The following is a 24,304-nucleotide window of genomic DNA, read 5'->3' as shown; positions in this document are numbered from 1 at the left end:
TCATGAATTAAAAAGGCACCGTTCCCAGTGCCTTTAATTTACTTTGTCGATGTATAGCTGTAATTGTAATAACCATAGTTACCACCATAGTAACCGCTTGCTTTGCGAACCACAGCATTCAAAATAAAGCCTTTTATTTCAATACCATTTTGTTCAAAACGTTGTTTGGTCACTTCAATTTCTTTCACAGCATTCTGCCCAAAACGGCCAACTAAAAGAGAGGTACCGGCATGAGCACCCACAATAGCCGCATCAGTCACAGCAAGAATTGGTGGTGTGTCGACAATAACCAAATCATAATTATCGGATGCCCAATCCATTAACTGCGTAAAACGCGGATGCATGAGTAGCTCAGATGGGTTTGGTGGTACCTCGCCACGCCCAATAAAGGCTAAGCCATCAACACCTGGTAACTTAACCAAACTATCAATAGAAGCTTGACCACTTAAGTAATCCGATAAACCAGGTTTCGGTGAAACGGCCATTTGGCGTTCCATTCGACCTTTTCGCATATCCGCATCGATGACTAATACTTTCTGCCCTGCTTTTGCAACAACTGCAGCCATATTTGCCGAAACAAAAGATTTACCAATACCCGGACTTGGGCCTGAAATCATTAGAATATTATTTTTTGCTTCCATCATGGCAAAATGAAGACTGGTACGTAGACTTCGCAGCGCTTCAATAGACAAGTCCGCCGGATTTGAAACTGCCAATAACGTATCTTCAACAGAAAGTTTTTGTTTGCTCTTTTGTTTTTTCTCCAGTTCAATTTGCCAGTCAGACATTGGGATACTTGCATAAACAGGCAAACCGATCGCTTCTATTTCATCAGGATTTTCAACCCCTCGATTAAAAATAGAACGTATTAAAGCTAAAGATATACCAAAAATAGCCCCTAAGAATGTAGCTAAAACAACTAACAGTGTTTTTTTAGGCTTTACAGGCTGTGTATAGCTTTGCGCTTCATCTAGAATTCGAACATTACCTACAGTGCTGGCTTTTACAATATTCAGCTCTTGAACTTTGTTTAGCAACTGAACATAAATCTGTTGATTAACTTCGACATCTCGCGTTAAGCGAAGTATTTCGCGTTGTGTTTTAGGCAACTTCTGTATTTGTTTATTCAATCGTTCACGTTCACGTAATAATGTTTTCCTTTTATCAAGCAAAGCTACGTATGCGGGGTGCTCTTTAGTGAAACGTTGTGATATTTCACTTTCTTTGAACGTCAACTCATTCAGTTGAGCTTCGATCGTTACCATCACATCAAGAGTTGATTTTGCTTCAAGCCCTAAATCAATGGATTCGTTTTCCTGACGAAATTTGTTGAGCAAATCTTCAGAGATAGTGAGTTGTGATTTTATATCAGGAAGATGGCGACGCAAAAAATCCAAACTATTTTCTGCTTCCGCAGAGTTTCTTTCGACATTTTGCATCAAGTAATTATTACTAATATCATTCAGTATTTCTTCAATATATTTCTTATTCTCTCCAGAGAATGATAATTGTAAAATCCCTGTTTGCTTTCCACGCTCAGATACTAATAATCCGCTTTGCAACCATTGTATTGCATCTAATTTAGAACGTTTTTTTACATTAAATTTTGTTCCATTTTTTGCTATCAAGGTATTTACAAATAATTTGATACCATTTTCATCAGCATATTCACCAACTCTCCCCTTTAAAACAATTTCATCAGTAGTGTTACTTAAATTAAACTCTCCTGTATCTGAGTTAACTACTGTCAAAATAAAATTATCGGATACCATATTATTAGGCACTTCGAATCTTTTAACTTCAATATCAAAGCTTTCTCCTTGAAGTCTAGCAACACCTTTACCTATTATAGGAAAATAATCCGGTGCGACTACAGTCGTCAAATTTAGCTTATCAACAGTTTTCCCCAGTATCATGCGAGATTTAAGGATCTCAATTTCTGTTGTCGCAGATGACTCCTGGGCAAACAACTCTCCCATATCACCTAAAGCAGGCATCCCCGAACTTTTCTTTTCAACTTGAATAAGAGAGTCAGCTTTATAAACAGGTGTGGCTAAAAGGGCATAGGCGACACCCAACACCGCAAACACAAAAGTAATCGCGATAATGTTCCATCGATTATCGAGTAAAATGCCAAACAACTTCCCCAAATCAAATTCATCAGGGGCATGTTTAACTTGTGTATTTTGAGTAACGCTCATTTTCGAGTCCAGTATTGAAAATTAGGTGAATTAAACTTTTTTCGCCCATGCGTTAGCGGCTTCATCAATTAACGCATACGCATGTTCAAACGCTTCCCGGCTTTGACGATATGGGTCAGGGATATTTTTCTGGCCAATCCATTGCCCAAATAACATCGTCTTACCTCTGGCCTCAGGAGCTATACGAGTCACCGCTTCGACATGGCCTTTTTCCATAACCAATATCAAATCATATTCACAGCACATTTCTGCAGTCAATTGTCGAGCACTGTGGCCTTCCATATTCACACCATGTTCTAATGCTACTTCCACCGCTTTAGCATCTGCTGGCTTACCAACAAGAGCCCCTACTCCTGCTGAAGCGATTTGTTTATGGGGGAGTAAACTTTTAAGCAGGTATTCACCTGAAGGGGATCGGCAAATATTACCGACGCAAACGACGAGAATTTTTTCGAACATATGAATTTTCTATTACTTGTTTGCATAAGCAGAAGAGTTTACAGAATTAAGCAAGCGTCTTATTAAGTAAACTCTTCTGGTTTAGATTAATAGCCGTTACCAGCGATGAATTCGCTGGGCACCTTCACTCAAACTATTAAAACCATTGATTGTCGGCAGCAACTGCAGCATCACGCGATTCCAGCGAGTGATTGGCGCTGCTGTGACATAAACAATGTCATAGGGTTCCAGCTCAAACTCAGTACCGATTACCAACGCAGAGGCATCTTTGATATTTAGCTGGTAAATATCAGCAATAATGTCAGTATTTTGATTGGCGCGACTGCGTATCACAAAGACACCCGTAGCATCAGCAGATAGCTCGTTAATTCCCCCCACGTTGCTCAGCGCTTCTGTCAGGCTCATCCCCGCACGATCGATTTTGAGCAGTTTAGGATCATTGACCTCACCCATAACAAATACTTTTTGCGCATCATTACGCGGAACGTGAATAATATCACCAGGGCGTAGGAGGCGGTTCTGGGTCAAATCTCCACGCTGCATCAGCGCATACAGAGAGATCGTTTCTTCTTGACCGTTTCGAGTCAGCGTAACATTCCGCCAATCCGCATCAGGTGATAACCCTTCCGCCTGATTGATTGCATCCAGCAATGTCAACGGGACATTGGTAATAGGTTGTTTACCGGGTTTATTTATTTCGCCCGTAACATAAGCTTTTTGTGAACGAAAAGAAGCGACATTCACATCCACTTGTGGACTTTCAATGTAGGCCGCCAGTCGTTTAGAAATCTCGTCCCGTACCTGAGTAACGGTTTTCCCTTCAACACGAACCTGGCCAATGTATGGGTAAAAAATAGTCCCGTCAGCGTGCACCCAATTACCAGCCTCTGCAGAACTACGGTATGAGCCTGCCGGAATGGTCAGTTCAGGATGATCCCATATTGTGATGTTGAGAATATCACCAGGACCGATATGGTATTCATAGCGAGACAATTCCGCATCAAGCGCCGTGTTTGGCTTAGAGTAGACCTTGGGCGCTTTAAATTCTTTCACCTTACTCGGTGTCAACGGATAAACATTAATTTGTTCGGCAAGATCTAGTTCTTCCGAATTACTGCTTACCATTACGTTTTTATTGTCAACATTTAAATGTGAGCCAGGTACAGTACACCCGGCGAGCATGGCTGTTGCCATCCCTGTTATCAGAAGCTTCTTCGTAAAATGCATAAATATCAAAGAGTCGAGAAAATAAAGAGTGATCCAGCCATGAGTACTGGTGAGGAGTTGAAAATTGTGTTGCTGCCTAACACCGATCGTGTTTGAATAACAATCAGTTAGTCATTAGAAAATGAGATAATCATACGAATTAGTTTCCATTGAAAAAACTAATTAATAAAGAATCAATAAAACTGTTAAATTAAACCGATGAGCATCAAATTCCTTAGCATTTATTTAATGCTGCTCTGTTATTTGACGCCTACCCTATTGAGATACTATCTGATTAAGTCAGTTAAAGTACTTCGAAACATTAACTCAACCACCGATGATCATCAGCATTCTATGTCAATCAAGGTGTGTATGAATTGGGAAAATAAGACTGAATATGCCAATGTTGAGCTTCGGATTTCAACTACCGTGATAGATATAAGGGCAGAAAGCTGAACACCTCATAGTGAGCTTTCGCTCATGCCAAGCAAAGTGTTAAATGGTAGTTTGTTATAATTAATCAGGTCGCATTTCTACTTAACAAATCGGACCTCAGTTGCAATTAAGACACGCTACCGCCCTTGAGTTTCGGTTCCCAATAACCATCTGCTGCATTATTTTTGTGCCTAATCAGCCGTTTATGCTCTCTCGCAAACATTCAGAGATTTTTATTGCACTTTTTGTGTTACTTTTTTGACCTGATTTTCTGAGCACATTTCTATCAGTTTCACCCTGTCAAAACTGAACGAGATTCTACACACTTTTTGTGTTGATAGGAATATGAGTTTTGTAGCTTATTTCCAACATCCAATGACAGCTATCATAAGTGATTGATAAAAAGCAATTTATTAAAATGTCAGAAAATTTCACAATCTCAATATAACTGCAACTTAGTAGCCCGAAATTATCAGCTGCGATACGGATAGAAATCAACATTCGTTGTGGGATCAGTTTCAAATTTTTACGTTTTATGAAAATGACAGGAACAAAATTCTTTTATGACAAGCAGGTAGATTCATTGCGCAATGCTGCTATTCACCATATCATTGCAGAGAAAGCGCCCGAGCTTTTTAGGTTTTTTTACAAACCTGTCTTTAACTTCTTTATCACAAGTAAGGAAATATAATGAAAAAAACTGCAATTGCTCTGCTAGCAGCAATGTCTGTTGCCGGTTCAGCTTTCGCTGCAACTGAAACAGGCACGTCTTCAAGTACTGCAGGTAGCACTGCATCTAGCACTACTGCAACTACTGCAAGTTCAACTGGTGCAGCTGCTGGTACAGCTGGTGCGTCAGCTGCCGCTGCTGGTGGTATTACTGCCACTGCAGTTGCTGTTGGTGCTGCAGTAGCCGTTGGTGCTGTTGCTGTTGCTGACTCATCTAACAACAACAATAACAATACCACCACACTGACTTCTAAAGGTTAATGGTATTGTTTGTTGAAGTGTTACTGACACTTCAATGTTTGCTCTCGTTACTTTGCCGGGAGCAGTAAGTTTAAGTTAAAGCCAATCAGGTCATGACATTATGCACAGCAATGCATTAGACTTGGTTGGCTTTCACTATTTACAGCAATCCGGATGCTTAACATGCCACAACACACCCAGTCCCAATTTCATTCTTCCTTCAATAGTCGGGGGGCGTTGAGCTCTTTAACTACAGTTCACCGACATCTATCAGGTTCGTTGAAATACTTCACTGCGATTTGCCTGCTGTCATTGTTAGCTGGCTGCAGTCAAAAATTCAGTGATGTCAATGATACTGTTAAACTCGCTATTTTGGGAGAAAGTGACATTCAGAAGAGTTCTGAAGATATTCTCGCATTGCCGTATGCCAGTATGTATGCCCAAATCGAAGATGGCCCGCAAGCCTTTATGGTTCTGGCACTTGCTGAAAATGAACCTCTGTTTTCTCATACCGTTCAACCATCATCTACATTGCATACAGATCAACCTCTCAGGTTAAAATGGCTATCTTCAGATAAGGGGATGCTGGCCACTGAAAATGGGCGACTAGTAAAAACATTAAATCTCCCATTCGGAAATCTATTGTATAGCCAAAGTGTTTCCCCCGATCCTTTGATGCTCGGCTTACATAAAGCCTCTACACCTTTGCAATGGCAAAGAAAGATCGACTGGCAACCCGGTTATCATTTTGGCTATAAGCTGAATTCACATTTTCAGAATGAGGGGCAAGCAACTATTGAAATTAATGGTCAGCCTGTTACAGCGCTTCATTTCAGCGAGCACGTATCCGTCGATGCATTAAAGGTTTCTTACACCAATAATTTCTGGATTGATCCAAATACTGGTGCGGTCCTTAAAAGTAAACAAAAAATTGCACCGGGCCTTCCTTTTATTGAACTTACGCTATTAAAGCCCTATTCGTGAGGTCTTCGCATAGATGTATCTGAATAATTCTTTATTTAAGCGGTTTGTCAGTCTCGCTAACTTAAAACGCAAAATGCATCAGGGACACCAGAATGAGTGTCTCATCGACTGCAATCGCCCTTTATTCTCTTGGTCATTTTATCAACCCCTAAGTACTGGATTGATTCTTTTAAGCTGCTCGTTTAACGCTTACAGCAGTGACACTGTTGATATCTATGTTTCGCCTTCAATACAGACCGAGCGCCTCCTTCACCTTCAATACTCAGCTCCCGTTAGAGTCAGTCAAATTTTGCAAGATAGTTTGCAAAATCTGGATAAACTCAGTTTGCCCAATGGACAAAACACGTCTGCTGTTTACTGGACCAACGCCTCCCTATTTACACAAAAATCAGACAGTCATATTTCAGCACTAAAACGAAGAGTGTTGAATAACATGTCAGTTATCTATCACATGCTTGGGAGTACCACAGAGAAAGCGTCTTTTGATGCCTATCGATCCTGGCTATCCACTTTAACAACTCAAAAACGTGCAATGTATGCGCTGGATTTTGATGCAGTTAGAGTCAAAACAGAAAATAATCCTGAGCTGGCAAACGACATGCTTCTCGTGCTCCCTCCGCGTCCAAATTCTGTAAAAATTGTTGGTGCTATTTCCGAAACAATCTACACGAGCCGCCAGTCAGGTTTTCTACAACGGCCCTGGACAGAGCGTTCAAATGCTGCTGATTACCTAAAATCTTTGGTTCGTTTCCAAGCCGCGGATAGCAGTTATGTCTGGGTTATACAACCTGATGGCGAAACTGAGCAACATCCTGTCGCGTATTGGAATTCGGAGCATAAGGATATTGCACCTGGTGCCATCATTTACGTCCCATTTGCTTCACTGCCCGATGGTGCTGCATTTTTTAACGATAAGATGATAGCCTTGCTAAGGAATAGTGCGCTGTAATGAAAAAGTTCACACCACTCCCGAAAACAATCAGCCGTTTATCGGCGATCAGCCTGGCTTTACTGCCCGCTTTACATGCTCAGGCGGATGAATTCAGTTATCCTGCGTTTCAACCATCTCAATCAGACTTCGGTGGTGTTGGTCTGATGCAGATGCCTACCGGTCGTATGGCACCGGAAGGGGAATTTAATCTGCAGGCTACATTAAATGAAAACTACTACCACTATACGGCAACGTTGCAACTATTCCCTTGGTTAGAAGCCACACTGCGATACACAGAGATACAAGATCTGCTTTATTGTGATGATCCCAGTTTTTGTGGTTCTAACACCTTAACCGACAAAGGTATGGATTTTAAGATCCGCCTCTTGGAAGAAAGCTACTGGCTGCCGGAAACGTCAATTGGTGTTAGAGACTTTGCCGGGACAGGTTTGTTTGACGGTGAATATATTGCTGCAAGCAAACGATTCGGTCAGGTCGATTTTACCCTGGGTGTTGGCTGGGGCTATATTGGTAACAGCGGTAATATTACAAACCCGTTCTGTGACATTTCTGACCGCTTTTGTGACCGTTCAGTCGGTGCATCAGGCAAAGGAGGCATGACTGAATTTGAAAACTTTTTCTCTGGTCCGGCTGCGCTTTATGGCGGTCTAGAGTATCAATCTCCCTGGGAGCCCTTACGCTTCAAACTTGAATACGATGGAAACGATTATAAAAGCGATCGACCTGTCGTGTCCGGGTCTGTCAGCATGCCTCAGGATAGCAAGTTCAACTATGGTGTCTTGTATCGATTGGGACAATGGGGGGACTTGCGAGCAAGTTACGAACGCGGCAATACCTGGACCTTTGGTTTTACCCTACGAACCAATTTTAACGACTTGAAGGCGAACTGGCTGGATGAACCACTACCAGCATACCGTCCGAAAGCCGAGGGGGAACACATCAGTGATAATGAATATTTGGTACTAGCTGAAGAACTGAAAACAATCGCTGGGTACGATGATATTACTTTATATAAAAGTAATGATCACATCACTATTGTTGGCGAGCAGAAAAAGTACCGTGACAGTCAGGAGGCTCATCGACGTGCAGCTACTGTGCTGGCAAACCATACTAGCTCTATTTCTGAATATCGAATTATTGAAACGGTCAATCGTCAGCCAGTCCTGGAAACTCGCATTGATGCGAACAAATACGCCGATGTCGCAGAAGTGAAGTATATCGACGCAGATGTAAGTGATAGTGCGACAACTTGGGTACCAACCACACCTAAAGGTCAAAAAATCGCTGAACCAAGTGATGATTGGGACTTTGGTATTGCTCCTACCCTTCAGCAGTCCATTGGTGGTTCAGAAGACTTTTACCTATTCAATATTGGTATCAATGCCGGTGCTGGTTACTGGCTTACAAACCATGTTGAAGTAGGCGGTTCTGTCTATATCAATCTGTATGATAACTACGATAAATTCCTTTACGATGTACCACCGGATGGAACCAACAACCTGCGTGTTCGTACTTTAGTTCGTCAGTACATCAATGAAAATTCAGTCAGGGTTGATAATCTTCAGCTAACCTGGATGGATAAGCTGAATAACAATTGGTATGCGCAGGCCTATGGGGGCTATCTCGAGACGATGTTTGGCGGCCTTGGTGGCGAGGTTCTATATCGTCCGATAGGCAGCAACTGGGCATTTGGTTTTGATGCCAATTATGTTGTGCAACGGGATCCAGAATCTCAGTTCGGATTCTTCAGAGATGAAATGCAATTTGACCCACTAACAGGTAAAGATTATCGCGTACAAACAGGAGCCCTAACCGGGCACGCAACCGCATATTATCAGCCACACTGGGAATGGCTGCCCAATACTCTGTTTAGAGTTAGTGCTGGTCGCTATCTTGCGGAAGACATTGGTGTCACCATTGATTTTTCAAAGCAATTTGATAGTGGTGTGATTGCTGGTGCCTTCGCAACGTTCACGGACATGTCGACTGAAGAATACGGTGAAGGAAGCTACAGCAAAGGTTTCTATATCTCTATTCCGTTCGATATCATGACGGTGAAGCCTAGTAAGAACCGTGCCACGATTTCATGGATGCCTCTCACCCGGGACGGCGGCCAAATGCTAAACAGAAAATATCAACTGTTTAGTATGACTGACGATCGCTATCCATGGTATGGCCGCAAGGCCCTCAACTAACTGATAATATTAAATACCTGATTTCAGCGAGTTACTTTTTAAGTAACTCGCTTTTTTGTCGCCTATAACGATTGCAGAAGAATAAGTTCATACGCAAATAATGCTTATGAACTTACTTTCAACAGTCTTGAATTTGTGACATTTTGCTAAATTTGTCGAATATAAATATTCTGACAAGTCAAAATCGTCTACTATATTTAAATAATATAAATGTCAATAAAGTGACAAATGATTAATTTTTGTCAAATAAATGGCGAACAAAGAGGTATAGAGCATGTTTAGGGCGTATGCTCACTTTTCAGTGAATCATCCAGTTATTCATACCACTAACATATTGTTAGTAATGATGATTTTCATTTTCAGTTGCTATCAATTACTAGCAAATGAAAATATAACTTTTGCGCTTGGATTTCTGTTGGTGATTTTTCCAACTGTTTTATTTGCTAAGTCTTCTGACTATAAACGAAAATATTTAAGTGCAGACAAATAAGAACAGAAAACAAGACATATATACATAAATAAAAGGGCATCGAATTGATGCCCTTTTATTTACATGTGCTTTACGTTTATTACAGCGACTGCATGACACTCTGCTTTAGTTGTCCCCAAAGCGACTTAACAAGGAGTTGGTCAGAAGGATTTAACTCTGATTGTGCTTCTGACAAGCTTTGATCAACACGCTGGTTCATGCTTTCCAGTGACATCTCACCATCCAGCTCACAATTTGCTGCCGAAAGAGATATATGACCACGCAGGTAGCCTCCGGCAAATAACTCATCATCAGACGCCGTCTCCACCATATGGTCGATAAGGGTTAATAATTTCTCTTCGTATTGATGGATCATAGTTAACTTAGCTCTTTAAGTTCTGGTGTCTTACATCGCGTTAAAAGCCGAAAATCGACCCAATTAAACACGCTCTAGTGCCGGGAAGTCTGACGGTTGCAGTGGGGCAATCTGATAAGATCCCCGTAAAACATCAGACAGTATTTTCGCTCGAGCAGGCATGCCATATTCCAGATAAGCAAGAACCTGTTCGCGTACGGTATTTGTGAAGCCCACTCTATCTGGTTCACAGTCGCCATTCAGGTTATCACAGCTGACCTGAAAGCGAAATCCGCAGCTTTTAGCCAGAATCCACTCTATGGCTTGTGGCTTTACTTCAACTTTTTCAAATTCTGCCTGTTTAAACTCACTACGGCCATCCGGTTCATACCAATAGCCATAATCTTCAAGTAAACGTCGCTCCGCTCCAGCAATACACCAATGTGAAATCTCATGAAGTGCTGAAGCAAAGTAACCTCTGGCAAAAATAACTCTGTGATGAGGATACTCATCATCAGCTGGTAAATAGATAGGCTCATCGCCACCTAATACCAGCTCCGTATTATAGACATCAAGAAATGTCTGATTGAACAGGGCAATTAAATCGGAGGGATTGTGGTTCATACTGGAAAAATGCTTACTCAAAACTGGAGGGATTGTATCAGAGATTGACGAACCATCTACAGAGTCCTCAGTGAAATGCACCCTCGCACGATATCTGAGTATGCCATTCCTGCAGATGGTTTAATCATATCAAAGCTGCTTTATAGCAGGTTACTCATCATCAATCTCATCCATGAAGTCATCAAGAAACTCTTCGTTCACAGGGGTTTCAGGTTCTGCATTTTCACCCTGAGCACGGAAGTTCTGGTTCTGGATGTAGGCATCACGGGCAAAGACATATGGATCTGGAGAGTCGTTCAACATCGCTTCCGATGACACCAGCGCCGCACGGTCTTCCATCCCATCAAATGCCCACTTACCCAAGCTCTGCCAGAATGTCAGCAGATTTAACGGGAAGTACAGGCTATCAACGATATCACCACTGCCTTCGCGCAATGTCACCGGACCGTAAACTGGGAACATAAAGTACGGACCGTTATTTACACCGTAGTAGCCCATTGTGTCACCAAAGGCTTTATCGCGCGGTTTGCGGATGTCGGCACGGGAGGCAACATCAATAAGGCCTGCCAGACCAAAGGTCGAGTTAATCCAGAAGCGGTTAAAGTGAGTCACTGCCTGCTCACCTTCCAGTCGTAGCAAGCTGTTAAGCATGCTGGCAGGCTCTTCCAGATTCGAGAGGAAGTTACGGATACCACCGCGAACCGGTGAGGGCACGTAGTCTACATAGGCAAGTGATACCGGACGTGCGATATACGGATCCAGGTAGTTATAGTTGATGTTCCACATGGCACGGTTAAACCCTTCAAACGGATCGTAGACGCCTGGAACCGCATATTCACCACCCTGCTGATCCAGTTCGGCAAAAATCTCTGCTTGTAACTCACTGTCCGTTTCATCGCTGATGGTTTCGTCTGATGTGGCTTCGCCTGACGTGACGTTGCCCCCAGCTCTGTCGACAGAGGCTTCAGCGTCTGCTGCTACTTCAGCCATGGCATCAGCATCTTCCCCGGATACGCCAGTGCTGTTTCCAGATGACTGCGAGTCTGATTCAGCCGCGCCAATGACCGCGGAACTGTTTTCGACAGTGTCTGATGAAGCGCTTTTTGATGAAGTGGCGTAGTCAGCCGTGCTTTTGGGCGTTTCTGCACAGGCTGTCAGGGCTAACAGAATTGCGGTTGCAAGGAGATGTTTGCTTTTCAAAATGTTATCCATTGTCTCAGGGCTTATAACGTTCCGGTATCATACACGAACATTTCTGAATCATAGGTGTCCATAACAGGGAAACCATGCACTCAGTTGCTTTTATACGGCATAACTGACAAAAAAATAAGGCCAGATATTACCTACCTGGCCTTTTGGATTATATACGTTGTTGAACGGAGATGATAATTACTCGTACTGCTGACTGATTACCACTTTGGTTGTGCCACCCAGCGGAATCACTTCGCTTTGTCCGTACCAGTCCCCTTTTTTCGTCATCACATTGCCGTCGCTGTCGATACGAGCTTTGATGATCATTTCCGGCAGTGACGTCAGTGGTCGCTCAGGAATCATGCTGTCCTGATTGTCCAGTGTCAGTGTGATAGGAAATGCAGAAAGCGGTAACCGTTTTGCTGCTACGGGCATTGGAGCCCCATCCGCCGAGTGCGCTGAAATAATCACGATACCTTGCTCAGGACGGATAACGCTCGGGTCCAGTTCCACAGTGACAGATACCGAAGTCGCAGTATTGCCGGCCTGATTCATTTGGTCTTCCGCCCGGGCGATGCTGCGATCCAGCATGGCGGCACGAGGGTCATCAGCACCAATCAGCTCTTTCATCATGCTCCAGTATGCCACGGCCTGATCGTATTCCTCGCGTTCAAACGCATCAAACGCCAGCAACGACATCGCACGCAGATTGGTGTGATCCTGTTTAATCACGCTCATCAGCAAGCGGCGAGCACGTTCAGATTGTCCCGGGTCGCCAATCAGCATCAGCGCCTGCGCATAGCTAAGCTGCACTTCCGGATTACTTGGTTCGAGACGATACGCACGGTCCAGCGCGCTTTGCGCCGTTTCCGCATCACGGTTCGCCATACCAATCCGTCCTAACAGCAACCAACCGGTTGCATCATCAGGTGTTTCATGCAGACGGGTACGGAGCGCCAAAGTCAGATCTTCCATCTCCTGATCCGACATCGGCTCACCCGACTCCTGCATCAGTCGTTGTGATAGTTCAGGAAGACGCGCAGCCGTCTCATGCCATTGCATAACCTTATCCAGACTACCGGTTTTCAGGTACATACCGTAGCAGACAGCCACCAGCAGCAAAACGCCCGGAATCAGCAGCGCAGTGCTGACCTTGCTTTGATGCGCTTTGGCATTGGCCGGAACATCGTCAAGTAACGACTGTTGCAGCTCAACGACCAGCTCATCGGTGTTTTCCACCAGTCCTTCGCTACTTTCTTCCTTCAGCTCGCTCATGCGATCTTTGAAGAACGCCTTATTCAGTTCGTCCCGGCTGGCGACATGGTCTTGCTCTTTACCGAAATACATCGGCAGCACAAACAACAGCATGGCGATAAGTACCAGGAAGACTGTAATCAACCAAAACAAAGTCATTTTTTCACCTTCCCGCCTGCCGCATTGCTGTTACCAGATGCCGCTTCTGTGTCTGAAGCCATATCCTGTCCCATTTCAGCCATCAGGGCCTGCAAACGGGCTTGCTCTTTTTCATCAAACAGCTGACCTTTCGCTGGTTTACTGACACTGTTTTTGCGAGAGCGCAGCACCAATACCGTAAAGCCAATCACGATAAACAGAAGTGGGCCAGCCCACAGAATCAGTGTCGAGGCCATGATCGGCGGATTGTAGGTCACGAAATTGCCGTAACGCGCCACCATGTAATCAATGACATCCTGCTTGCTTTTCCCTTCGCTGAGCATTTCATAGGTTTTCTGGCGCATATCTTTGGCCAGCTCGGCATTAGAGTCTGCAATGCTGTTGTTCTGACACTTAGGGCAACGCAGGGTCGCCGTCAATTCGTGGAACTCTTTCTCTTTTTGCTGTGATTCGAATTCATAAACGTCAATAGCAGCAGTCGCTGTCGCCGGCAGCGTGAAAGCCGCTACAGCGCCCAGCCACAGAGACACTGACAGTACTGCGCTGAATGCAAATCCGATCAGGTTAAGTGAGCGTCCCTTCATCCTTTCGCCTCCTTCAGCAAGGCGTCATACATTGGCTTGAGGGTATCGTTCCAGTTACGATCATTCACATCTCCGACATGGCGGTATCGAATGATACCTTCGCCATCGATCAGAAACGTTTCAGGTGCCCCGTAAACGCCCAGATCCATACCCAGCATGCCATTGCCATCGAACAGACTGTGAATGTAAGGGTTACCCAGCTCATTCAGCCAACGTACCGCTTTTAGACGGTCATCTTTGTAGTTCAGGCCGATAATCTTCACGCCTTCACTGGCCAGCTGATTTAAGTAGGTGTGTTCAGCGTAACAGGTCGGACACCAGGTGGCCCAAACATTGAGCAGTAATGGCTCACCTTTAAAGATGTCCTGCTCATAAAGTCTGCCGGCTTCAACCAGATCTTCCAGTTTGAACTGCGGAACCGGTTTTCCCACCAAAACGGATTCCAGTTTGGTCGGGTCATCGCCCTCCGCATTACGGCTGAGCTGGTTCATAAACATAACCACCAGCCCCAGAAACAGTACCAGAGGAATGAAAAGTAGTTTCTTGTTCATCAGTTAGCTTCTGCCTCTCTTTCGGCCAGCACCGGCTGTTCCTGCTGTGCTTTTTTGCGGAACCGGTAACGCTTGTCACTGATTGCCATCGCGCCACCCAGCGCCATCAGCACGGCACCGAACCAGATCCAGTTCACAAACGGTTTAAAGTAAATACGTACAGCCCAGGCTTCACCGCCCAGTCGCTCACCCATCGCCACATACAGGTCACGGGTCACACCACTGTTGATCGCCGCTTCGGTCATCATTGAACCCGCCACGCTGTAAAAACGTTTTTCAGCATGCAGTGTTGTGACTGCTTTGCCGTTACGGGTGATGTTGAAGTCAGCGATATAACCGTCATAGTTCGGACCATCTGCATCACGCAGGCCAACAAACTTAAAGTCGTAACCTTTAACGTTCACGCTCTCGCCCGGTGCCAGACGCACATCGCGCTCCAGATCATAATTAGACACCAGCGTAATCCCAATCACAGTGACCGCCATACCGATGTGACCCAGAACCATCGCCCAGTGACTGCGTCCTAGTTTGCCAAGACCTGTCCACAGGCTGTGACGGTGAGTGGCACGCTCGTAAAGCTCAAAACCATGCATCATGATGATCCAGACGGCCATCGTCATGCCCAGAACCGCCATTGGCTCCAGGATATCGGTGAACAGCCAGATTGACAGGAATGCAACCGGCAGCGTCACAATGGCCGACACAATCATTTGTTTGCGGATGTTAGACAAATTGTCACGCTTCCAGCGCACCAGTGGCCCAATACCCAGAATGAAAGCAAACGGAATCATCAGCCAGGTAAACAGCGTATTGAAGAACGGTACCCCGATGGAAACCGAGCCCAGTCCAATTTGCTTGTGGATCAGCGGCAGCAGTGTGCCAATCAGCACCACCAGCAGACCGGCAACCAGCAGCAGGTTGTTCGCCAGCAGCAGGTTTTCGCGGGAAAACAGGGCAAAGTTACCGTGTGAACGTACCTGACCACCTCGCAGCGCGTACAGCAGCAGCGAACCACCAATCACAACGACCAGGAAGCCCAGAATAAACATGCCGCGGGCAGGATCGGATGCAAACGCGTGTACCGAAACCAGCACGCCAGAACGAACCAGGAAAGTACCCAGCAGGCTGAGTGAGAAAGCCGAAATCGCCAGCAGTACCGTCCAGGCTTTGAACGTACCGCGTTTTTCGGTTACAGCCAGTGAGTGCATCAGTGCTGTACCTGCGAGCCATGGCATGAATGATGCGTTTTCTACTGGATCCCAGAACCACCAACCGCCCCAGCCCAGCTCGTAATAAGCCCACCAGGAGCCCAGCGCGATACCCAGTGTCAGGAAAGACCAGGCAGCGATAGTCCACGGACGTGACCAGCGAGCCCAGGCCGTATCCAATCGTCCGGTCATCAGCGACGCGATAGCAAACGCAAACGCCACCGAGAACCCCACGTAACCCATGTACAGCAGTGGTGGGTGAATAATCAGTCCCGGATCCTGCAGCAGCGGGTTCAGGTCACGGCCATCTACCGGAAAATACGGCAGCGTACGCAGGAACGGGTTGGAGGTTGCGATGATAAACAGCAGGAAGCCAATGGAGATCATCCCCATCACAGACAACACCCGCGCCAGCGATTCCAGCGGCATGCCACGGCTGAAAATAGCAACGGCGACAGCCCAGGTTGCCTGGATCAGTACCCACAGCAACAGGGAACCTTCATGCCCACCCCAGACAGCTGACAAGCGGTAGTACCACGGCAGCAAGGAGTTTGAGTTTGTCGCAACGTAAGTAACGGTAAAATCGTTGGTGTAAAACGCCCAGCTCAGGATGATGAATGACAGCATAATCATGCCGAACACCCCGTATGTGAGCGGACGCGCCATGCGCATCAGAGCCTGATTGCCCACCGATGCGCCATAAAGCGGATAGATGCTGAGCAGGATCGACAGACCCAGCGCCACTATCAGGCTAAAGTTGCCGAGTTCAACAATCATTGGTCAGTACTGCCCTGTAGTTGGGTCTCGCTGTATTTCAGCGGTTCATGCGTTTTCTTCATCGCTTCAGCGATTTCCGGCGGCATGTACTCTTCATCGTGCTTGGCCAGCACTTCGTGGGCCTCAACGGTGTTTGCATCGATCAGTACACCCTGCGCCACAATGCCCTGCCCTTCGCGGAACAGGTCAGGCAGGATGCCTTCATAATTCACCGTAACCGCCGGACCGACATCGGCCACTTTAAAGCTGACTTTCAGCGACTGGGGATCACGTTCTACCGAACCCGTTACCACCATGCCCCCGATACGCAGACGCTGACCGACTTCCGGTTTTGTCCCGTCAGGCTTACCATTTACCAATTCCGTGGGTGTGTAGAACAGATCCATATTCTGGTTCAGGGCATAGAGCAGCAACCCAACTGTTGCGCCGAGGCCTACCACCAGCGCCAGTACCAGCGACAGGCGTTTTTTACGTCTCGGGTTCATAGTGTGTTCTCCAGTTTTTCCGCTTCTTTGATGCGTTTCTCACGCGCCATTTTATTTTTAATCTCTGCCGCCAGCTGGCGCTTGGTGCGCAAGCTGGAAACTAAAATCCAAATCAGGGCTGCCATTGAAATACCGTACGAACTCCAGACATAAGAGGCATAGCCACCCATCGCTAAAAAATCACTGAAAGAGTCAAAATGCATAGCGGCCTCACTTCATCAGTTCACGCACCCAAGGGCGGTGGCTTTCACGGGCAATAATCTCATTACGCAGGCGAATCATCGTCAGCGCCCCAAAGAAACAGGCAAAGCCCACAATGTTGAGCAGCAACGGCCACAACATGCTGGCATCGATAGACGGTTTCGCGAACTTGGTGATGGTGGCGCCCTGGTGCAGGGTGTTCCACCACTCTACTGAGAAATGGATGATCGGCAGATTGATCACGCCGACAATCGCCAGAATACCGGCCGCTTTCGCCGCGGTTTTCTGATCGTCAAACGCGTTATACAGCGCGATAACACCCAGGTAGAGGAACAGCAAAATCAGTTCAGAAGTCAGTCGAGCATCCCATACCCACCAGGCACCCCACATCGGTTTGCCCCAGATCGCACCGGTCAGCAGCGCAATCACGGTAAACACCGCACCGATAGGTGCCATCGCCAGCGCCGCCATATCCGACAGGCGTACCTGCCAGACCAGACCAATGAAGGCAGCAATAGCCATAGACATGTAGGCTCCCATCGACCAGATGGCGGCGGGAACGTGAAGATAAATAATTCGGAAGCTGTCACCCTGCTGATAATCGGTCGGTGCGTACATTAACCCCCAGAGGGTACCAATCACCATTGATAACAGGGCCAGGATTGAAAACCAGGGTAGCAAAGTGCCACATAACCGGTAACAATTTTCAGCTTTAGCGTAGGGATGTAACCACTTCCACATAATTCTGCTCTACTCACATAATAGTAATTAGTACGTTCCAGTCTGCAGCCGGGCTCACTGACATGGCCTGATTGCGTGACAGAGACGTGACTCATCTTTCTCTTTGGCTAACACAAGGTGAATACTCCCAAAGGGGTAATCCACCCATTATCAACCGCTTCCTTGTGCTTGCTCAAATTCATCACCGGTGATTTCACCCCGTATGATGAATAAGTCAGCCTTTACCTACTTTTTTGCCGATATTTTAGTTTTACTGACAAGTTGCAAAAAAGCTCTATGGCTAACTTTATTGTAATCATTTATTGCACACTGATGCGTAGTGAAGCTGCGACAGCAAACGGAGAAAGTGTCGCAGAGCCCACTAACATAGCTCCCAGCAGTGCCAGCTGGCCGTTATACGGCATGCCCAAACTGGCCGCATCAATCGCGGAGGTCGCGAATATAAGCACAGGTATATAGAGCGGCAATATGAGCAGGCTCAATAAAACCCCACCTTTTCGCAATCCCACGGTTAACGCCACCCCGATGGAGCCCAAAAAGCTCAGGGTTGGCGTTCCCAATAGTAAAGTTAACACCACAGCTTTCCAGGTTGCCCAGTCTAATGACAATAAAATCGCCAGCAACGGACTGATTAGCAGCAGCGGTACCCCGGTCAGGAACCAATGCGCCACCATTTTGGCAAACGCTAGGACCGGCAACGGCGTCGGCATCATCAACATCTGCTCCAGCGACCCGTCTACATAATCATCCCGGAACAGGCGCTCCATCGATAACAGGGCCGCCAGCAGGGCCGCAACCCAGACGATCCCCGGTGCAATACGTGCTAACAAATTCGGCTCTGGCCCAACACCAAGAGGGAACAGCGTTATAACAATAATGAAAAACCACAGCGGGTTGAAAATTTCAGCCTGACGACGAAACGCAATCATCAGCTCACGGCGAACAACGTGGGTAATTTCTCTGATCATGGATTGTTATCGCCCCAGCTTGATTTTTCGTAGATGGTCGCTGTCAGCGAACATGTCCTGGTGCGTAGTCAGGATCACCATCCCTCCTCGCTGGACATGGGAAAGAAACAATTGCTCAAGCACTTTGACGCCTTGTTTATCGATCGCAGTCAGAGGCTCATCCAGAATCCACAGCTTATGGTTGCTCAGCCACAGTCGGGCCAGCGCCACCCGGCGCTGCTGACCAGCAGACAACTGCCCGGCAGGCACATCTTCCCGTCCGGCCAGGCCAACACGAGCCAGCGCCTGCCACAGGCCATCGGTACCACTGACCATTGCCTCACCGGTTAATCCGTTGTCACCATTGTGGACGTACATAGACTGGAAAAAAGAAAGATTTTCGTAAGCCGTCAGCTCACGTTTCACGCCGGTCTGGTGACCAAGAAAAAGGAGATCCTGATGGTATAGCTCCCGGGCCGATTCGATATTTTCATCATTCCAGCTAACGATGCCGTTGTCTGCTCGTCCCAACCCTGCCAAGATACGCAGCAAGGTCGTTTTTCCGGCCCCGTTCTGGCCCTCAATCTGAACCAGTTCTCCGGATGAAACCGAAAAATGTAAATCCTCAAACAATACCCTTTCGTCCCGGGTACAACTTAACTCTTCAACAGACAACATAAAAATGATGTATCCTAGGTGACACAATTAGGGTCGAATCTTATCACAGCGACCGCTGGATCTGTTAGACATGGAATGATATCTGCCTGCGCGAGGATCGGTAATTGTGACCTCTATACACACCGCTCACGTTTCCGCTACATTACAACGCAAAAATGAACAAATTGACGTAAAAAATGTACCGGAAAATGCGACTAAAACCGCAAAATCTGAGCTAACACCAACATCCGGCACGCAGCAAACTGCGAAATCAGTCAATAGTGCCCACTCAGCAAAAACGTCGGCCATGTCGTCTGCGCTACCACCGATAGCATCTTCCGCAACGCAGCTTGAACGTCTGTTAAATCAGTTACCTATCTTGCAGCGTTTATTCAGTCCTTTGCTGACTGGCCTCGCCACGCCCGGGACAACAAATGCCGATACAAAGACGCCAATGCTGACGACGCCGTTACTGCACCTGATAAGCCAGCTGCTGCAACCGTCATCACAATCCACATTGATTAACTGGCTCCAGCAAGGCGCGGGAAAACAGGCGTTGGCACAGCTCATTCGTCAGCTGGCTGAACCCGGCAGTGAACTGCGACGCTGGCTTTCCCAGCTTCCACCTCATCAGCAGGAGGAATTCAGTGCCCTGTTAAGGCTGGCAGGGGAACAGCGTCTGACCACACCAACACCAGCCTCTCAAGATACACTGGTTCTGATGTGGCCGATGCTAACTCCCAATGGCAGGGAGGCCTTTCTGGAAATCCAGCGTGAGACGCGGTCAACAGAAAAGAACCCGCAAAAAAAGCCGAAGTGGCGGATACGTTTACGCTTACCGATAGGTAATGCAGATAATGTGTATGTGCAGGCTGGCTGGGACGGCGACGAATTAGAGCTGTTGTTTGAATCGGAAAACCCTACGCTGTTAGAACGCACCCGACTCTTGTCACCGTTCTTAAACCAACGTCTGGAGAGCATGGGGATTCAGACGGTTTCCAGTGAGTTTCGCCGGCATGTTGAGGAGCCGGAATCAACCTATACCGATTCCGGCAGTGGCCTGAATATCACAGTCTGACCATACAGCTACAGCAACAGAAACGGGAAATAATATGACGACGAAAACAGGTTCTGCCGTTGATGCAGCAAAATCAGCCATCGCCTTGCATTACAACGGGTATGACACTCCCACCGTCGCCGCCAAAGGGTATGGTGCGCTGGCGGAGCACATCATTACGCAGGTAAAAGAACAAGGCGGCCTGATTCATGAAGATAAAGAGCTGGCCCAGTATCTCGATCACCTGAAGCAGGGAGACGAAATTCCGGAGCCGGTTTACCGGATTGTCGCGGAACTGATCGCGTTTTCCTGGCTACTGAACGGAAAAACCCCTCCCGGCTGGGAAGGGCTTGAAGGTATTGATGAACACGTTTAGGTGTATCGGTGGAACGCCAGTTTTTAATAAGCCCACCGGAGCGTACTAAAGCTGAACAAGCTGGCGCTGTAGTTGCCAGCCGTTAAAATGCGTTCGCGATAAAACAGGTTTCAGCGGCGCCGTGACTGATGCATTTTCTGCAGCCGCAGCAGAAGCTCGGCTTCCGCTTTGGGCAGATCACACTCTTCCATCAGCTCATTTACATCCGCACCGAGTTCAACCATTTTACTGGCACGGCTGTAAAGGCGACCATCCGGGTCCTGCATGGCCAGTTCCCCTTGTCGCTCGGCCAATGACTCGAGCTGATGATCCATTTCGGCCAGCTTCTGGCCCATCCCCATGGTACCGGCCCGCAACTCCTGAAACTGCTTCTGCATACTTTCGTTTTGCTGGCGGGCATTTTTCAACACCAGCTCCGTCGCTGCAAATTTGCTCTCTAGCGCCTGACGAGCCAGACGCTCACGCCGAATCATGAACCAGGCAAACAGAATCGCCAGCAGAGAAACAATCAGCGGCAGCCATTGCAACAACACCGTCAGCATTACAGGTACGCCATCTCGTCCCATTCATCATCAGACAGCAGCTTGTTCAGATCCACCAGGATCAGCAGCTGGCCATCACGATTGCTCACACCCTGAATGAATTTCGCGCTCTCTTCCGTGCCAACACTTGGTGTGCTGTCGATTTCAGAGCTGCGCAGGTAAACCACTTCCGCAACGCTGTCGACCAAAATACCGATAACCTGCTTTTCCGCTTCGATGATCACGATACGGGTATTGTCTGAAATATCTCCCGGAGCCAGACCAAAGCGGGCACGAGTATCAATCACGGTAACCACATTACCGCGCAGGTTGATAATACCCAGAACATAATCAGGCGCGCCAGGTACTGGAGCGATTTCTGAGTAACGTAGCACTTCACGAACCTGCATCACATTGATGCCGTATGTTTCGTCTTCCAGCTGAAAGGTTACCCACTGCAGGACCTGATCGTTACTGTCTTCTTTTTTTATTTCAGCGACACTCACCTGAGACATGCTGTTTCCTCATTTTGCAGCTTTAACATTGTCCTTACCAGACCAGCCTCTTTCAGAGCTGCCCTAGCTTGGTATTAACATCTAATCCCGCGTTTAGCATAGAGATTAGTTCGCTAACATGAATTAGCGCACACATTTTTTCTTTCACCATACCGGCCAGCCAGGGGCGTTTACCGGCTTTCTCCCGCCAGCGCACACTACCGGTCGGCAAGGCTTCGGTTCCCAACAGCGTATTACATGCCAGGCCCCATTTACTTTCCCCCAGAAGGACAACGTATCGGTACCCTTCGCAGTGGTCATCATCAGCCAGCTTTTCAGCCATTGCCCAGCGGGCAGTATCAACCACATCCAGTTGCTGCTCACGCGAACTCATCAACCCCAGGTACCAAGGTGGCCTGCCAAGCAGATGATTCAAATCGCCCAGCTGATGGATACCGCCCAGTTCTGTCAAAGGCACCGCAAACGTGACGCCATTGACTTCAAAAAACAGCGCCTGAAATTCATTACCCAGACTCTTTTGCTGATTCCAGTCATCCGGCGGGGCAACGCCTGTCTGCGTTTCCGGTGCAGCGGTTAGGCCTGACTCCGGTTCTGGCTGGTCCACCGTGTTTTCTTGCAACGATTTTGCCGCTGGTAACACTTCCGAAAGCTCTAAATCAGTTGACTCAGACTCAGAAGGCTCTAGTTCCTGTACCTCGGAAGGCAGCTGTTCAGAAAGCTGTACTTCCGACAAAACTAACGTTTCTGTCGCAAATTCTGTCTGCACGGCTTTGTGAGCCATCGCTTTATGGGCCATCTCCTCATGAGCCATCACGGCCTGCCAGTCCGCATCCAGTTCTGGCGCGGCATCCATGACACCGCTATCGGGCTCAGGTACCGCAGTGTCGGTTGGCGTCAGCATCTGCGTCGATAAGCGGCTGACCTGATCCAGCAGACGCTGAACATTTTCCAGGGCGACCGGTTGTGCTTCTGGTGCCTGATCAATCCAGTCGTTCGACCTATCGGCACTCACCTGGCGAGCCGGAGACAATTGGGGCGATTGGGGTGCCGATTGCGACGTTTGTTCACTCCACCACGGCATGTCCCCCATCACTGCATCAGCCGCTTCTTCAGACGGACTCTCCAGCGAGGAAAAATCAAACGGTGCCGCCGCAATGGCCTCCGATGTTTCTGCTGTCAGATCCCCTGCAAGCGGAGGTAATGCTCCGTCATCAGGCCTGGGATCCTCCAGGGTGTTTTCAGGCTCCGGCTCATCGTCACCCGCAATCGGGGTCTCGGCGGCGACCGGAACACTGGCCACGTGGGCACTGCTATCTGCCGCTGAGCCTGTTTCTGTTTCTGTTTCTGTTTCTGTTTCTGTTTCAGGCACAGGTTCAGGTTCAGGTTCAGGTTCAACCAGCAAATCAAAAAAATAGTCATCCAGCGCCTGCTGGCTGGACAAACGGTTACTATCGCTCATCCTGTTGCAATCGCTCCAGGTAATTCAATAAGGTTTTATACGCAAACACGCCCCGGCAGTTGCGGGAAAACAGTGAAGGCGGCATGTGCTTTATACTGGCATCACGGAATTTGGTGTCAATCGGCACCGCGGATGCCCAGACCTGATCCGGGAAACGCAGCTTCAGCTCCTGCAGGGTTTGCAAAGAGGCCCGGGTACGTTTGTCGTACATGGTTGGCACAATGGTGACTTTGAAACCATCCGGACGCGACTTTTGCATAATCTGCAGTGTCCGCATCATGCGCTCCAACCCTTTCATCGCCAGAAACTCCGTCTGTACCGGAATCAGAATACGATCGCTGGCCGCCAAGGCATTGACCATCATGACCCCCAGAATAGGCGGGCAATCAATCAGCACATAATCGTAGTCATCTGCCAGACAATGCAGGGCTTTTTTCAGGATCAAGCCCATTCCACTGCGGTTTCCCATGACCCGATCCAGCGTCGCCAGGGACATATGGGCCGGAATGATATCCAGATGCTTAAACGGCGTACGCTGGATAACCGTCCGTACCGTATCGCGGCGGATATCCGTGAGCTGAAATAAATCAAACAGGCTGGTCGATACCCGGTCGACATCGAGATTCAGGTAGGCCGACAGCGAGGCGTGGGGGTCTGTATCCACCAGCAGCACCCGCTTATTGCGCTCACACAGCAGACCCGCCAGCGTTACCGTTGTTGTGGTTTTGCCGACGCCGCCTTTCTGGTTAGCAATACTCCAGACAATCACAGA

At 47.5% G+C, this 24,304-nt stretch carries 25 protein-coding genes; 6 read left to right on the top strand and 19 right to left on the bottom strand.

The annotated features are described in order from the left end of the window. Window positions 1-38 precede the first annotated feature (38 nt). The 3 genes from PGW97_RS04425 to PGW97_RS04415 form a co-directional block, all read right to left on the bottom strand. Window positions 39-2,201, bottom strand: a complete 2,163-nt coding sequence (locus PGW97_RS04425) for a polysaccharide biosynthesis tyrosine autokinase (protein WP_273858896.1) — start codon at window positions 2,199-2,201, stop codon at window positions 39-41. Window positions 2,202-2,231: 30 nt separating this feature from the next. Next, a complete protein-coding gene (locus PGW97_RS04420) occupies window positions 2,232-2,660 on the bottom strand; it encodes an arsenate reductase/protein-tyrosine-phosphatase family protein (protein ID WP_273858895.1) in 429 nt (142 codons plus the stop codon). A gap of 96 nt (window positions 2,661-2,756) precedes the next feature. Continuing rightward, complete coding sequence (locus tag PGW97_RS04415; RefSeq protein ID WP_273858894.1) at window positions 2,757-3,887, bottom strand: polysaccharide export protein; 1,131 nt, start codon at window positions 3,885-3,887, stop codon at window positions 2,757-2,759. Window positions 3,888-4,991: 1,104 nt separating this feature from the next. On the opposite strand from PGW97_RS04415, the gene PGW97_RS04410 reads away from it, so the two are divergent. The 4 genes from PGW97_RS04410 (at window position 4,992) to PGW97_RS04395 (ending at window position 9,401) form a co-directional block, all read left to right on the top strand. Further along, window positions 4,992-5,291 carry a hypothetical protein gene (locus tag PGW97_RS04410; protein WP_273858892.1) on the top strand — a complete coding sequence of 100 codons (300 nt, stop codon included), beginning with the start codon at window positions 4,992-4,994 and terminating at the stop codon, window positions 5,289-5,291. 162 nt (window positions 5,292-5,453) lie between these two features. Next, window positions 5,454-6,254 carry a YjbF family lipoprotein gene (locus tag PGW97_RS04405; protein ID WP_273858890.1) on the top strand — a complete coding sequence of 267 codons (801 nt, stop codon included), beginning with the start codon at window positions 5,454-5,456 and terminating at the stop codon, window positions 6,252-6,254. A 13-nt stretch (window positions 6,255-6,267) separates the two neighbouring features. Continuing rightward, entirely contained in the window at window positions 6,268-7,203 is a 936-nt protein-coding gene (locus PGW97_RS04400) for a capsule biosynthesis GfcC family protein (protein WP_273858888.1), read from the top strand. Continuing rightward, a complete protein-coding gene (locus PGW97_RS04395; RefSeq protein WP_273858886.1) occupies window positions 7,203-9,401 on the top strand; it encodes a YjbH domain-containing protein in 2,199 nt (732 codons plus the stop codon). Before PGW97_RS04400 ends, PGW97_RS04395 begins: the two co-directional genes overlap by 1 nt. Window positions 9,402-9,970: 569 nt before the next feature. Here PGW97_RS04395 and PGW97_RS04390 read toward each other — a convergent pair. The 12 genes from PGW97_RS04390 to ccmA form a co-directional block, all read right to left on the bottom strand. Then, window positions 9,971-10,246: a YfcL family protein gene (locus PGW97_RS04390; protein ID WP_273858885.1), complete on the bottom strand. Its 276-nt coding sequence runs from the start codon at window positions 10,244-10,246 to the stop codon at window positions 9,971-9,973. Window positions 10,247-10,309: 63 nt separating this feature from the next. Beyond that, window positions 10,310-10,849 carry an elongation factor P hydroxylase gene (locus PGW97_RS04385; protein WP_273858883.1) on the bottom strand — a complete coding sequence of 180 codons (540 nt, stop codon included), beginning with the start codon at window positions 10,847-10,849 and terminating at the stop codon, window positions 10,310-10,312. A 150-nt stretch (window positions 10,850-10,999) separates the two neighbouring features. Further along, entirely contained in the window at window positions 11,000-11,752 is a 753-nt protein-coding gene (locus PGW97_RS04380; RefSeq protein WP_273859624.1) for an MlaA family lipoprotein, read from the bottom strand. Window positions 11,753-12,238: 486 nt separating this feature from the next. After that, entirely contained in the window at window positions 12,239-13,453 is a 1,215-nt protein-coding gene (gene ccmI / locus PGW97_RS04375; protein WP_273858881.1) for a c-type cytochrome biogenesis protein CcmI, read from the bottom strand. After that, window positions 13,450-13,983 (bottom strand): cytochrome c-type biogenesis protein, encoded by a 534-nt coding sequence (locus PGW97_RS04370; RefSeq protein WP_273859623.1) that lies wholly within the window; start codon window positions 13,981-13,983, stop codon window positions 13,450-13,452. Before PGW97_RS04370 ends, ccmI begins: the two co-directional genes overlap by 4 nt. 50 nt (window positions 13,984-14,033) lie before the next feature. Then, window positions 14,034-14,588 carry a DsbE family thiol:disulfide interchange protein gene (locus PGW97_RS04365; RefSeq protein WP_047883810.1) on the bottom strand — a complete coding sequence of 185 codons (555 nt, stop codon included), beginning with the start codon at window positions 14,586-14,588 and terminating at the stop codon, window positions 14,034-14,036. Beyond that, a complete protein-coding gene (locus tag PGW97_RS04360; RefSeq protein WP_217392121.1) occupies window positions 14,588-16,573 on the bottom strand; it encodes a heme lyase CcmF/NrfE family subunit in 1,986 nt (661 codons plus the stop codon). Before PGW97_RS04360 ends, PGW97_RS04365 begins: the two co-directional genes overlap by 1 nt. After that, window positions 16,570-17,058 (bottom strand): cytochrome c maturation protein CcmE, encoded by a 489-nt coding sequence (gene ccmE, locus PGW97_RS04355; protein WP_047883812.1) that lies wholly within the window; start codon window positions 17,056-17,058, stop codon window positions 16,570-16,572. The genes PGW97_RS04360 and ccmE overlap by 4 nt, the downstream gene beginning before the upstream one ends. After that, window positions 17,055-17,261: a heme exporter protein CcmD gene (gene ccmD, locus PGW97_RS04350; RefSeq protein WP_047883813.1), complete on the bottom strand. Its 207-nt coding sequence runs from the start codon at window positions 17,259-17,261 to the stop codon at window positions 17,055-17,057. Before ccmD ends, ccmE begins: the two co-directional genes overlap by 4 nt. 7 nt (window positions 17,262-17,268) lie before the next feature. Continuing rightward, window positions 17,269-18,000: a heme ABC transporter permease gene (locus PGW97_RS04345; RefSeq protein WP_047883814.1), complete on the bottom strand. Its 732-nt coding sequence runs from the start codon at window positions 17,998-18,000 to the stop codon at window positions 17,269-17,271. A gap of 299 nt (window positions 18,001-18,299) precedes the next feature. Continuing rightward, window positions 18,300-18,968 (bottom strand): heme exporter protein CcmB, encoded by a 669-nt coding sequence (ccmB, locus tag PGW97_RS04340; protein WP_217392120.1) that lies wholly within the window; start codon window positions 18,966-18,968, stop codon window positions 18,300-18,302. A 6-nt stretch (window positions 18,969-18,974) separates the two neighbouring features. Further along, on the bottom strand, window positions 18,975-19,625 hold the full coding sequence (gene ccmA / locus PGW97_RS04335; RefSeq protein WP_273858879.1) for a cytochrome c biogenesis heme-transporting ATPase CcmA: 651 nt from the start codon (window positions 19,623-19,625) through the stop codon (window positions 18,975-18,977). Between the two features lie 106 nt (window positions 19,626-19,731). Between ccmA and PGW97_RS04330 the strand changes: the two genes are divergently transcribed. Together PGW97_RS04330 and PGW97_RS04325 are read left to right on the top strand one after the other, a co-directional pair. Next, complete coding sequence (locus PGW97_RS04330) at window positions 19,732-20,682, top strand: hypothetical protein (protein WP_273858877.1); 951 nt, start codon at window positions 19,732-19,734, stop codon at window positions 20,680-20,682. A 34-nt stretch (window positions 20,683-20,716) separates the two neighbouring features. Continuing rightward, window positions 20,717-21,037, top strand: a complete 321-nt coding sequence (locus PGW97_RS04325; RefSeq protein WP_047883818.1) for an EscU/YscU/HrcU family type III secretion system export apparatus switch protein — start codon at window positions 20,717-20,719, stop codon at window positions 21,035-21,037. Between the two features lie 110 nt (window positions 21,038-21,147). On the opposite strand, the gene PGW97_RS04320 is transcribed toward PGW97_RS04325, so the two are convergent. The 4 genes from PGW97_RS04320 to PGW97_RS04305 are packed head-to-tail and all read right to left on the bottom strand — an operon-like array spanning window position 21,148 to window position 24,301. Further along, window positions 21,148-21,579: a DUF2802 domain-containing protein gene (locus PGW97_RS04320; RefSeq protein WP_273859622.1), complete on the bottom strand. Its 432-nt coding sequence runs from the start codon at window positions 21,577-21,579 to the stop codon at window positions 21,148-21,150. Beyond that, complete coding sequence (locus tag PGW97_RS04315; RefSeq protein ID WP_047883820.1) at window positions 21,579-22,073, bottom strand: chemotaxis protein CheW; 495 nt, start codon at window positions 22,071-22,073, stop codon at window positions 21,579-21,581. The genes PGW97_RS04320 and PGW97_RS04315 overlap by 1 nt, the downstream gene beginning before the upstream one ends. 52 nt (window positions 22,074-22,125) lie before the next feature. Continuing rightward, window positions 22,126-23,532 carry a chemotaxis protein CheW gene (locus PGW97_RS04310; RefSeq protein ID WP_273858876.1) on the bottom strand — a complete coding sequence of 469 codons (1,407 nt, stop codon included), beginning with the start codon at window positions 23,530-23,532 and terminating at the stop codon, window positions 22,126-22,128. Further along, complete coding sequence (locus tag PGW97_RS04305) at window positions 23,522-24,301, bottom strand: ParA family protein (RefSeq protein WP_273858875.1); 780 nt, start codon at window positions 24,299-24,301, stop codon at window positions 23,522-23,524. The genes PGW97_RS04310 and PGW97_RS04305 overlap by 11 nt, the downstream gene beginning before the upstream one ends. Between the last annotated feature and the right edge of the window lie 3 nt (window positions 24,302-24,304).

The sequence above is a fragment of the Photobacterium sp. GSS17 genome, from assembly GCF_028621875.1.
Classification (GTDB): Bacteria; Pseudomonadota; Gammaproteobacteria; order Enterobacterales; family Vibrionaceae; genus Photobacterium; species Photobacterium ganghwense.
Note: the sequence above shows the minus strand (reverse complement) of the source record. Positions and strands in the feature narration are given on the sequence as shown.

Coding starts and splice junctions, on each gene's coding strand:
- PGW97_RS04425 (WP_273858896.1), bottom strand. CDS start 2,201: ATGAGCGTTACTCAAAATACACAAGTTAAACATGCCCCTGATGAATTT.
- PGW97_RS04420 (WP_273858895.1), bottom strand. CDS start 2,660: ATGTTCGAAAAAATTCTCGTCGTTTGCGTCGGTAATATTTGCCGATCC.
- PGW97_RS04415 (WP_273858894.1), bottom strand. CDS start 3,887: ATGCATTTTACGAAGAAGCTTCTGATAACAGGGATGGCAACAGCCATG.
- PGW97_RS04410 (WP_273858892.1), top strand. CDS start 4,992: ATGAAAAAAACTGCAATTGCTCTGCTAGCAGCAATGTCTGTTGCCGGT.
- PGW97_RS04405 (WP_273858890.1), top strand. CDS start 5,454: ATGCCACAACACACCCAGTCCCAATTTCATTCTTCCTTCAATAGTCGG.
- PGW97_RS04400 (WP_273858888.1), top strand. CDS start 6,268: ATGTATCTGAATAATTCTTTATTTAAGCGGTTTGTCAGTCTCGCTAAC.
- PGW97_RS04395 (WP_273858886.1), top strand. CDS start 7,203: ATGAAAAAGTTCACACCACTCCCGAAAACAATCAGCCGTTTATCGGCG.
- PGW97_RS04390 (WP_273858885.1), bottom strand. CDS start 10,246: ATGATCCATCAATACGAAGAGAAATTATTAACCCTTATCGACCATATG.
- PGW97_RS04385 (WP_273858883.1), bottom strand. CDS start 10,849: ATGAACCACAATCCCTCCGATTTAATTGCCCTGTTCAATCAGACATTT.
- ccmI (WP_273858881.1), bottom strand. CDS start 13,453: ATGACTTTGTTTTGGTTGATTACAGTCTTCCTGGTACTTATCGCCATG.
- PGW97_RS04365 (WP_047883810.1), bottom strand. CDS start 14,588: ATGAACAAGAAACTACTTTTCATTCCTCTGGTACTGTTTCTGGGGCTG.
- PGW97_RS04360 (WP_217392121.1), bottom strand. CDS start 16,573: ATGATTGTTGAACTCGGCAACTTTAGCCTGATAGTGGCGCTGGGTCTG.
- ccmE (WP_047883812.1), bottom strand. CDS start 17,058: ATGAACCCGAGACGTAAAAAACGCCTGTCGCTGGTACTGGCGCTGGTG.
- ccmD (WP_047883813.1), bottom strand. CDS start 17,261: ATGCATTTTGACTCTTTCAGTGATTTTTTAGCGATGGGTGGCTATGCC.
- PGW97_RS04345 (WP_047883814.1), bottom strand. CDS start 18,000: ATGTGGAAGTGGTTACATCCCTACGCTAAAGCTGAAAATTGTTACCGG.
- ccmB (WP_217392120.1), bottom strand. CDS start 18,968: ATGATCAGAGAAATTACCCACGTTGTTCGCCGTGAGCTGATGATTGCG.
- ccmA (WP_273858879.1), bottom strand. CDS start 19,625: ATGTTGTCTGTTGAAGAGTTAAGTTGTACCCGGGACGAAAGGGTATTG.
- PGW97_RS04325 (WP_047883818.1), top strand. CDS start 20,717: ATGACGACGAAAACAGGTTCTGCCGTTGATGCAGCAAAATCAGCCATC.
- PGW97_RS04320 (WP_273859622.1), bottom strand. CDS start 21,579: ATGCTGACGGTGTTGTTGCAATGGCTGCCGCTGATTGTTTCTCTGCTG.
- PGW97_RS04315 (WP_047883820.1), bottom strand. CDS start 22,073: ATGTCTCAGGTGAGTGTCGCTGAAATAAAAAAAGAAGACAGTAACGAT.
- PGW97_RS04310 (WP_273858876.1), bottom strand. CDS start 23,532: ATGAGCGATAGTAACCGTTTGTCCAGCCAGCAGGCGCTGGATGACTAT.